The following is a 10,926-nucleotide window of genomic DNA, read 5'->3' as shown; positions in this document are numbered from 1 at the left end:
GCTAGGAGCCTTCCAGCTTTAGCTGCTTACAGATATGGTATGCGGAGCGCAGCGTAGAAGCTGAGCAGTATGCGAGAGAGTGAATGCGATTATGGTTTAACTGACCTGCTAGACACCGAATGCAAAAAAACTTATAATACCTTACTTTGCTAAAAAGAAAAAAAAGAACAAGCACCTTTATCGGTTCGTACTTTCCGTACACCTTCTTAAAGATACTTGTTCTTTTTATTTTAACCCCTGCTTTACTTAACTACTCTTCTATTTCCGTGACGATCGGTGCTCCTTCTGCGTCAAGCAGTACAGATAAACCTCCGCCATACCCGCTTCCTACATAAAGATAATTTACGCCCGTTTTACGATCAACTAATACCATACGTTGTGTCATTTTTCCTTCTTTGTACGTCAATACAAAGCGTTCTTCTTGCTGTTTACTCATCTCATTACTCCTCTTTGTTTTAGTTTACCTACAAGAAGCTATTGTTTGTTCTCTTCTGCATTCTCTTCGATGCTTTTAATAGCTGTAACAATCGCTAATGCGGTTAAAGCATCTTTTTCCTGGTCTACATCCAATACAAACGCATCGCCCATAGAAATCAACTTTTTCTTAAATGAAGCAATCGTACTTAATCCTTTTTTTATATGAAAGTCTTCTTTTTCAACATTTCCTGTGATTTTCCAATCTAATTTGTCAATGGTATAATCTGATCCAATCAAATTTTTTCCTTTTTTAATAACTGCTATTTTTTCTCCCTGCTGGTAAATCGTATATTTAGGAGCAGATCCAATTTTATTTTCTTCAATAGAAGCAGCTTCTTGCTGCTCTTTATCATAGATCAACACTTTATTTCCTAATGAAACCAGTTTGCTTTTAATTTCATATACAGTCTTTCCTTTTTCATCTTGTACTGTTAAGGTATCTCGCAATGAAAAATGCTTTTCTTTGATTACTAACTTCATTTCAGCACCAGCTTTCTTTATAGTTAATTGCCTCTTTGTTTTCATTATAAGGGAATCTAAAAAAGAACACTACTTTAAGACTCATCCCTCTTGTTTCTTTGCCGCTTTCGTATTTATTCAGTTAAATCTTTTTTGAATACAAGCATATCTTTAGCTTGAATACCATCTTCTATAATTACTTCAGGGTAGTCCAGAAAAAAACCTTTTTTAATAGAGTCTAATCTAAAACCGGCTTTTTGATAAAAAGCAATATTAGAGATACTAGAATTAGCTGTGCCGACAAATAAAAAACGAAAACCTTTTGCAGCATACCTATCCGTTGCTATCACTAGCACTTGTTTGCCAAATCCATTATTTTGATGCTTCTGCAGAATCGCTATATTTTTCACTTCTACTGAATGCCTATCTGGAAAAGTAAATAAAACAACTCCAATAGTTTCTCCTTTTAGTTGGATAAGGCCTGCTTCCCCTTCATTTAAATAAAGAGTGACCATTGCCTCACTTTCGTCAGCTATCAAGAAAAGTTCAAGGTATGTTTTTCGGTCATTAATAGCTAGATTTTTTAAAGTTATTTTTTGTTTCATCTGCATTAATCTCTCGCTTTCTATTTTATTTCACTTATTTTTTTCAACAGCTGCTTGATGCCACAAATTACAAACAGCATCAATGAAACTTTTTTTCTGATTTCCATTCCAGACAGCTGTCTTCTTTGAACATTCAATCCGTTAAAATTTTTTCTTTTAAAATGAATGCCTTCATAGCTTTCTTACCTATGCTTTCCTAGACTTTAAACCTAATTTTAGTATACATAATTTTTTCTTTTTATTCGTGTAAAATAGCTATTTGCTAGAAAGATAAGTTTTCTGTCACGCTGAACTTAAAGTTCTTTTTAACTGTTTTCATTTTTTTCATAGTTTATTTTTTATTTCTATTATTTTTTGTTCATTTTGTGCTACTATAAATAAGGCGAATTTAACAGACGTTTTTGCATTCATTCTATTGTCTGTCTACATAAGTTATTCGCAAATTTATATATATGAAAAGGTGAAAAATATGTGGTTTATTTTTACATTGGTCTCTATTTTCTCATGGGGAGCAGCAGATTTATTTTATAAGAAAGGTTCAGATCCAAAAGACCCTTACAGTCACTTAAGAATCGTAATGATGGTTGGTCTAGTGATGGGAATCCATGCTTTTTGGACCATTTTATTTACCGATATTTCTTATGATCCAATGAATATCATTCGTTACTTACCAGTTTCCAGCATGTACATCCTTTCAATGACCATAGGGTATATTGGATTGCGTTATATTGAGCTCTCCGTTTCATCCCCTGTGATGAATTCATCAGGTGCTATTGCCTCTTTACTGACATTCATTTTTCTAGGACAAGTTATGACAGGTCTGCAGTTTTTTGCCGTTGCTATTATTTCAGTCGGCATCCTATTGTTATCTATTTTAGAAAAAAGAGAAGCAGATTTAGATAGAATGAGACACAAAGAAAAAATCGATCGAAAATACCAAATCGGCGCACTTGCTATTATTTTACCCATTTTATATGCTGTGATTGACGGTGTTGGAACTTTTTCAGATGCGTTTATTTTAGATAAAGTCATGAGTGAAAACCAAGCCAATACCTCTTATGAACTGACTTTTCTAATTTGTGCTATTTTATCTGGTATTTATCTTATCGGTATAAAAAAACAAAAGTTCAATCTTTTTGAAGAAAGAACAAAAGGCTATGCAGCTTTGTTTGAAACGTTTGGTCAATTTTTCTATGTATACGCTATTGCAGGTAATGCGATCATCGTTACACCTTTGATTTCTTGTTATAGTATTGTTTCTGTTATTCTTTCTCGTATTTTCTTAAAAGAAAAATTAACTAGAACTCAGTATTTAGTCATTGCTGGTATTATGGTCGGAATTTTCATTTTAGGATTTGAATAATAAATAAGCGTGCTGCTTCTCTTTGAGAGAAGCGGCACGCTTTATTTTTTAAGCTGTTACTGTTTCTTTATGATTGTTTTCTGTATCTTGATTCTTTTTTTGAGAAAGTGTCATAAATAGCAGCAATAATCCGCTAAATACAATAAATACAATCACTAAGACCATGATACTTTGCAAGTATAAGTTTTGACCCATTCCGCCAGAAATCGCTTCTCTTAGCCCATAAATAGAATACGACATCGGTAAGAAAGGATGAATGGCATTGAAGAAACCATTTGTCAACGGCATCGGGAATGTTCCACCTGAACCGCCTAATTGAACGATCAGTAACAACATCGCAATGAAGCGGCCGACATTGTCTAATGCGATCGTGAAGAACGAAACGATTGACATAAAGGTTAGAGCAGCTACTACAGCCATTAAGAAGAATTTTCCTACAGATTGAACATGTAGGCCAAGCAGCATTAATATTCCGCCTTCGATCAATGCCATCAAGACAGCTGATAATAATGCAACTGACATTTTGCTTCCCCACCATGCTGCACCTGATTGACCAGCCAATGATTTTTTACGAACAGGATAAATTGTATTAAAGACGACTGCACCGATATACAAAGCCATGGACATGATATAAGGAGCTAAAGCTGCACCATAATTAGGTACGTGACTGTATTCCTTATGCGTCAATTTAGTTGGATTCGAAAACATCGTGTAGGTTTCATCTGTCGGATCAATAGCATTAACTTCATCTGCACCATCTTGTAAACTAGTGGCTAGTGTTTGAGTTCCATCTTTTAATGTATCCAATCCTTCGCCTAGTGTTTGAGAACCGTTAGCTAATTGATTGGATCCGTCATTGATTTGATCTGCTCCATCAGCTAATTGAGCTGCACCGTTCATTAAAGTTCCAGAGTTTTGTGTTAATTGATTGGTTCCTTGCACTAACTCAGTCGAACCATTATTTAATTGGTTCACACCGTCAATCAATGTCGGTAATTTTCCAGCTATTTGGTTGATTCCGCCGCTTAATTGAGCAGCTCCTGAATTCAATGCGCTAGAATTATTCGTTAATTGGCCTGCACCATTTTGTAATGTGCTGACACCATTTGTGTATTCAGTAATTCCAGATACTAAACCGTTATCGCCATTCAAACCGCTTTGAATCGTTGCAAGACCTTGATTCAATTCTGTCATTCCTTGAATCAACCCTTTATTTTCACCTTCACCAGTTCTGTCTAAGACACCTTGTATTCCTGATAAACCTTGTTGTAAACTACTGATTGCTTCAACAGCCCCAGGAACAGCTACATTTGATCCTGCTGCTAATTCAGCAACACTAACTTTCAATTTAGGTAATGTAGCAGCTAAACCTTTCATTTGTTTTGCTAAATCTGTCGCTGCCTTTCCTGCATTAGTTGCTTGGGTCCCGACTGCAGTAACATTCTCTCCGGTTGTGGCAGTTTTGTCTCCAGCTGCTACTACGCTTTGAGCTGCTGCTGTTGTTTTTTCAGCCATGTCTCCAAGTATATCTCCATTTGATTTTCCTTGTGCTTGCAGTTCTTTTTGCAAAGCACCCAATAATTCCGTTTTTTGAGTTTCATCTAAAGCTTGAAATGCATTTGTACTTTGAATAGCACTAACCGTACTGGCTGCATTACTTTGTGTTTTTTCACCTAGCGCTTTTACATCTGTTCCAATATCAGCTAAGTTTGTACCAGCAGCTGTCAAATTATCTTTCATTCCAGTTAGATTTGTGCCAGCAGTAGTTAGATTTTCTTCCATACCTGCTAAGTTTGTTCCTACGTTAGTTAGGTTTGCAGTTATCGAATCAGCATCGATTGCGCCATTTTCTCCGCTTAAAGCCTCGTTGAGCTCTTGGATTCCTGCGTTTAATTTAGGTAACCCGGTTTCTTCATTTAATAATGCTGTTAATTGCTCTTGCTTTTCTTGTGTTAAACTTTCACCTAACATATCTGACATTTGATTCAACCCAGCCAATAACTGATCACTGCCTGATTTGACTTGGTCTACTCCGCCGCTTAAACTTGCAACACCATTTTGAAGTTTAGCATTATTAGCAGTTAATTGTCCGGCTCCAGTTTCTAATTGGCTGACGCCTGCTGTATAAGCCGTTAAACCGCTAGCTAAGCTAGATGCCCCATTATCTAATTGTGTTACACCGTCTTTTAACGGTCCCACATTAGAAGCTAGTTGGCCAATACCTTCATTTAATTGAGTTGCTCCTGAACCGACTTGAGCTACACCATTAGTGTATTCTTTTAACCCAACATTTAACGTATCTGCACCATCGCTGAATGTTAAGGTACTGTCGGCTAACTTGGTTAAGTTTTTAGTGATTTCTTGATTTCCATCAGCTAATTTGTCTGTGCCTTCATCTAATTCTTCCGCACCGTCTGCTGCTTCTGTAAATCCTTCTCCGACTTCGCCAATTTGATCAAAGATAGCTTCCGTATAGGCTTTAGTAACATTTTGAGAAACTTCGGATTTGACTTCTTTCACAGCTGACTTACTGATCACTTCACCAATAAAGTTTAAAGAACCATTTGTTTCATAGGTGATATTCATTTCCTTAGGATGATCATCCATTAATGTCGCTGCATTTTCTGAAAAATTCCTTGGTACAGTCATCACCATATAATATTTACGGTCTTTTAAGCCTTTTTTAGCTTCGCTTGGCGAAACAAAGTGCCAATCTAAAGCATCATTGGTTTTTAGATTTTCAACCATTTCGTTCCCAACATCTAGTTTCTTTCCTTCATAATCGACCGCAACATCCTCATTTACTACGGCAACAGATAATTTATCTGTATTGCCATAAGGGTCCCAGTTGGATTTCAAAAAGAAACCAGCATATAAAATCGGGATAAATAAAATAACGATAGAGGAAATCATCAGCATCTTATTGCTGCTTATTTTTTTCCATTCTTCTTTTAACATTTCCATTAGTTCTGTCTCACGCCTTCCTTAAACTTGATCAGCATTCATTCGTTTCATTCCAGTTAAGAACAGGAATGCCTCGATGATCCAATGACTCACGAATCAAATGGGCGACGGTTTGCTGACGAAGATAGTCTGTGTATTGATTATCTGCTTGTCTGAATACTTCAGTCAGAACTTTTTCCCCTTGATTGGCAGTGGGCCCCATATCTGAAAAGACTTGGTTGATCATCCCTGTATTTGGATAAGTCACAATTGGGCCTTCTAATGCTTCGACCACTTCCAACAAATTAATATTTTCCGGATTTTTCGCTAGAGAAAAACCGCCGTTGCTTCCTGATACAGAAGTCACTAACCCATTTACAACTAGTTTTCTCATAATTTTTTTAATATAAGAAGGCGATGCCCCTTGCAATCTTCGGTTAATAATATGGGAAGCAATTGGAAACCGTTTATCTTGTGTTGCTAATAGCGTAATAATACAAACGGCTTGTTCCAGTCCTTTTGTTAAGTTCACGCTCTCGCCTCTCTTCATTTTTTATTTTTCAATTAGATACATTCTTTGTCCATTATGGACTTCGTATGTCCATGAATAAATTTACTCCATTTTTAAAAAAATAGCAATAGAAAAGTTTCAAAAAATCCTCTTTTTTTATTTCTTATGTTAAATTTAACCATTCATTTCTTAAAAAAATTCCCGTAAAAACTTGTGTTTTCCTTTTCAGTAGCTCACAATAAAGATAAAGCGCTTTTATTCTAAGCTCTTTGCTTCTACGTATACTATTTTTTCAAAGGAGATTTTTACATGCTATTAACAGATATCATTCAAGACAATGAACGAGTTTATACGGGAGAAGCTATCCCTGATCTTTACCGCTATGATGAATATATAGGCACTGCCGATAATATTTACGGGGTTGCATTACCTAAAACGAAAGAAGAAATCATTGCGTTGGTTAAATTTGCTAAGCAAGAGAATTTACCTATTATCGCTCGTGGAGCCGGTACAGGTTTATCTGGTGCCACTACACCTATACAGGGTGAATTGATTATTGATGTACACTTGATGAATCGCATCCTTGATTTAGATACTGAAACCATGACATTAACAGTTGAACCGGGTGTTTTATTGCAAGACATCCAAGAATATGTTGAAAGCCGGGGCTACTTCTATCCGCCAGATCCTGGTTCTAAATACTCTTCCATTGGTGGAAATGTTGCTACCAATGCTGGCGGTATGCGTGCAGTTAAATATGGAGTTACACGTAATTATGTGCGTGCTTTAGATGTTGTACTGGCATCAGGTGAGGAATTATCTTTAGGTAGTTTAAATATAAAAGACAGCTCTGGGTATGATTTAAAAGACTTATTCATTGGTTCTGAAGGGACTTTAGGTATCACAACTCAAATTAAATTAAAATTGATTCCGCTGCCTAAAGCGAGCTTATCGTTGACGGTTGCCTTCCCTTCTTTAAATGACGCTACTGATGCTGTTTTGACGATTTTAAAAAACGGGGTTGACCCGACAGCTTTAGAATTCTTTGAACGCGATGTGATTGAACTAAGCGAAGCTGAAAATAACCTGAAATTTCCAAGTCAAAAAGGGCAATCTTATTTATTGATTACCTTAGATGGGGAAGACCGCGAATCGATCGACCGGCGCGTTAACTTACTGGAAGCCAGTGTTTTACCGCATCAAGCTATCGAAATCATTCCTTTAACCGACCCTGTTTTAGAAAAAACGGCTTGGTACTTACGGGATAAATTATTGACAGCTGTTGTAAATTATACAGAACAAGTAACACTTGACGAAACGGTTCCTATCAATCACGTATCTACACTTTATCACTATACAAAAGAGTTAGAAGCGGAGAGTGGTTTAAAACTAATCAGTTTTGGTCATGCCGGTGATGGGAATCTTCATACGTGTATTACTCGTGGCGAAATCGCAGATCAAACCGAATGGGAAACGAAACGCGATCATGTGTTACATCTACTTTACGCTAAAATAAAAGAACTTGGCGGGTTGCCTTCTGCTGAACATGGCATCGGCATCATTAAAAAGCCTTATTTAGAAAAAATGTCCGATCCTAATTATTTACATTTTATGCGGCAAATCAAAGGGATCTTTGATCCAGACGGCCGGTTAAATCCGACAAAAGTTATCTAATGTAAAACGAAAATCAGCTTATTCTTTGGTAGAAAACCAAAAAATAAGCTGATTTTTATAGAATTGAGTATTAAAAAAAATTATCAAAAAGAAGCTTGTTTCTTCAACTGTTTCACCTATTTGCTTTTTGTTCCACGGAGGATAGTGTAAAGGGATAAATAAGTATATCCTTCATGCCACCTTTTTTGACGTAAAGATAGGTGAACTAAACATAGAAGGTAGGATGTTCCACCCCCTTTGAGGACTTGAAGTCATTTAAATTTCTAGCGATAAGGTCGTTAAACTCCTATTAAGGACCTGAAGTTTTGGAATTTCCAGTGATAAGGTCGTAAACTCTTTTGTGTGCCCTAAGCCGCTTAAATGCCAATTGTTAAGGCAGGCAAATCTATTTTGCGTGCCCTAAGTATGAGAGATGCTATCACTTAAGGCACGCAAACTTTTTTGAATACGATAAAATAGATCATCCACGCTGATTTTCGACTAAACCAACAGAATTCCTGTTAATAGAAAAAAAAATGACCTCTTTTTCCTATTTTATTTAGGAGAAAGGAGAGCCATTTTTTATTATGATAACCTCTTCTTATATATCTGAATGTTTATTCTTGAATGTACTCCAGAAAGCAGACCCGACGTTCACTTTGTCATGCCTATAATAGCTTTAGCTCGTACAGACATGATATAGCCTACAGTGCTTCTGTTTAATGTTCGATGGATCTACGACCATGCTGCACTTATTCGCTCCAATGATTCGGGTCTAAACGCTTTCTGTCACACTTCATTTTTTTTAAGAAACGCTTGGATCGTTTGCACAGAAGTTGTCACATCTTGAACAGGTAAAATCAAATCTGTTTCAATAGGTGCGTTAAATTCTCCAGTTTGTTTTGCAAAAACTAAGCGTTGTTGAATACTTTCAGGATTATCTCCTCGGTTTTCTAATCGCTGTTGCAACTCTTCTTCTGTAATGCTCAAGTAAATGATTTTTGTGTACAATGGATAAACTTCCCTTAACGCAGCCGCTCCATTTTTGTCCAAGACTACATTTACTACATCGTATAAATCCAATCCTTCTTCAACAGCATCCACCGTCAAACCATAAAGATGATCATCATATAAGGAATTCTCGATAAACGCAATATCCAGCATTTCTGATTTATCTCTAAAATGGTAGTCGCGACCTTCTACTTCATCTGGTCTTTTAGGACGTGTCGTGGTAGTCACTAATTTAGGGATTCCTGCAGCTGCCAAGGCATTGGCTAACGTCGTTTTTCCACTTCCACTGGCTCCTACCAATACTAGAATTGTTTTTTTGTCTGACATTTCCATCTCTATCTCTCCTTTAGTAAGTGACCAGTATAAATGAACAACAAGACGATCAACTTTTTTCTGTTATTGATGCCGATTCTTTTTAGTGCAGTAATGAAGAAGGCAAAAGAAAACAATAACGACAGGGACAAATCAATTACTTTTCAACAGACTTATCATAGACCAATACAAGTTTTCTGGCTGCCTGCACTTCGTCTATTCGTTTGACTGGTGTATGATGAGGAGCTTCTAAAACAAGTTCAGGAGTCTCTTCCACTTCTTTAGCAATTTGAATCAACGTATCGGCAAAAGCATCTAGCGTTTCTTTCGTTTCTGTTTCAGTTGGTTCAATCATCATGGCTTCTTCGACAATCAATGGAAAATAAACTGTCGGTGCATAGTAACCAAAATCTAGCAGCCTCTTAGCCATATCTTTTGTCGGAACACCTAATTTCTTTTGTTTTATGCCGGATAAAACAAATTCATGTTTACAAAACTGCGCATGGGAAACAGCAAAATATGGTGCTAGCCGAGCACGCAAATAATTAGCATGCAAGACGGCACTTTCAGAAACTTGTCGCAAGCCATCTGGCCCCATGGTCCGGATATATGTATAGGCGCGAACATTTACTCCAAAATTGCCATAATAGCCTTTAACGCGTCTAATAGAAAGAGGATAAGTTGAATTTAAAACAAATTGACCCTCTTGTTTTTCAATACGGGGAACGGGCAGATAAGTAGTTAAAAAGGATTTCACTCCTACAGGTCCTGATCCAGGTCCTCCTCCACCATGAGGCGTGCTAAATGATTTATGCAGATTCAAATGAACGATATCGAATCCCATTGCTCCAGGAGTCGTTTTGCCCATGATCGCATTTAAATTTGCACCGTCATAATACAATAACCCACCAGCTTCATGAATGATTTCGGACATTGCCAGAATCTCTTTTTCAAATAAACCCAATGTATTAGGGTTAGTCAGCATTAAACCGGCAGTATCTGAGCCTACCTGTTTTTTCAATTCTTCCAAATCAACTGTTCCTTCTTTAGTTGAAGGAATTTCGACGACATCAAACCCAGCAATAAAAGCACTGGATGGATTCGTTCCATGAGCTGAGTCAGGAACAAGGATTTTTGTCCGCGTAGTTCCTTCTCCATTTGCTTGGTGATAAGCTTTCATCATAATCAGGCCGGTCCATTCACCTTGCGCTCCAGCAGCCGGTTGTAAGGTTAATGCATCCATTCCTGAAATAGTCTTTAAATCTTCCTGCAGTTCATACATCAGTTCAAAAGCACCTTGGACTGTTTGAGCTGGTTGAAAAGGATGGATATTTGCAAAGCCAGGCAACCGAGCAACATCCTCATTTATTTTAGGGTTGTACTTCATCGTGCAGGAACCTAATGGATAAAAACCGTTATCTACTCCAAAGTTTTTATTCGATAAAGCCGTATAGTGACGCATCAATTGCGGTTCGGAAACTTCTGGTAATTCAGCTGCCGTTTTGCGAATTAAATGATCCGGAAATTTTCTAGCTAAATCAACAAATGCAACATCACTTTTAGGAAGATCTGCAGCAATCCGTCCTGGTCGG

At 37.1% G+C, this 10,926-nt stretch carries 9 protein-coding genes; 2 read left to right on the top strand and 7 right to left on the bottom strand.

The window, feature by feature from the left end; genetic code table 11:
- Positions 1–250 precede the first annotated feature (250 nt).
- The 3 genes from RT405_RS04695 to RT405_RS04685 all read right to left on the bottom strand — a co-directional run bounded on the left by RT405_RS04695 (position 251) and on the right by RT405_RS04685 (position 1,541).
- Complete coding sequence (locus tag RT405_RS04695; protein WP_313467995.1) at positions 251–436, bottom strand: DUF6440 family protein; 186 nt, start codon at positions 434–436, stop codon at positions 251–253.
- A 38-nt stretch (positions 437–474) separates the two neighbouring features.
- The gene (locus RT405_RS04690; protein WP_313467993.1) at positions 475–1,002 is read right to left on the bottom strand and encodes an LURP-one-related family protein; all 528 of its coding nucleotides are present in this window, start codon (positions 1,000–1,002) and stop codon (positions 475–477) included.
- A gap of 68 nt (positions 1,003–1,070) precedes the next feature.
- Positions 1,071–1,541 carry a GNAT family N-acetyltransferase gene (locus RT405_RS04685; protein WP_313467992.1) on the bottom strand — a complete coding sequence of 157 codons (471 nt, stop codon included), beginning with the start codon at positions 1,539–1,541 and terminating at the stop codon, positions 1,071–1,073.
- 469 nt (positions 1,542–2,010) lie between these two features.
- Here RT405_RS04685 and RT405_RS04680 point away from each other — a divergent pair, with 469 nt between their 5' ends.
- Entirely contained in the window at positions 2,011–2,904 is an 894-nt protein-coding gene (locus RT405_RS04680; protein ID WP_313467990.1) for a DMT family transporter, read from the top strand.
- A 48-nt stretch (positions 2,905–2,952) separates the two neighbouring features.
- Here the strand turns inward: RT405_RS04680 and RT405_RS04675 are convergent, their stop codons facing one another.
- On the bottom strand, positions 2,953–5,868 hold the full coding sequence (locus RT405_RS04675; protein WP_313467988.1) for a YhgE/Pip domain-containing protein: 2,916 nt from the start codon (positions 5,866–5,868) through the stop codon (positions 2,953–2,955).
- Between the two features lie 31 nt (positions 5,869–5,899).
- Positions 5,900–6,379 (bottom strand): Rrf2 family transcriptional regulator, encoded by a 480-nt coding sequence (locus RT405_RS04670; protein WP_035032195.1) that lies wholly within the window; start codon positions 6,377–6,379, stop codon positions 5,900–5,902.
- A 288-nt stretch (positions 6,380–6,667) separates the two neighbouring features.
- Here RT405_RS04670 and RT405_RS04665 point away from each other — a divergent pair, with 288 nt between their 5' ends.
- The gene (locus RT405_RS04665) at positions 6,668–8,032 is read left to right on the top strand and encodes an FAD-binding oxidoreductase (RefSeq protein WP_313467986.1); all 1,365 of its coding nucleotides are present in this window, start codon (positions 6,668–6,670) and stop codon (positions 8,030–8,032) included.
- Between the two features lie 768 nt (positions 8,033–8,800).
- Here RT405_RS04665 and RT405_RS04660 read toward each other — a convergent pair.
- Together RT405_RS04660 and gcvPB are read right to left on the bottom strand one after the other, a co-directional pair.
- Positions 8,801–9,355: an AAA family ATPase gene (locus RT405_RS04660; RefSeq protein ID WP_313467985.1), complete on the bottom strand. Its 555-nt coding sequence runs from the start codon at positions 9,353–9,355 to the stop codon at positions 8,801–8,803.
- A 136-nt stretch (positions 9,356–9,491) separates the two neighbouring features.
- Positions 9,492–10,926, bottom strand: a 1,435-nt coding sequence (gcvPB, locus tag RT405_RS04655) for an aminomethyl-transferring glycine dehydrogenase subunit GcvPB (RefSeq protein WP_313467983.1), incomplete at its 5' end; no start/stop codon positions are given.

Source organism: Carnobacterium sp. (assembly GCF_032094055.1).
GTDB lineage: Bacteria > Bacillota > Bacilli > Lactobacillales > Carnobacteriaceae > Carnobacterium_A.
Note: the sequence above shows the minus strand (reverse complement) of the source record. Positions and strands in the feature narration are given on the sequence as shown.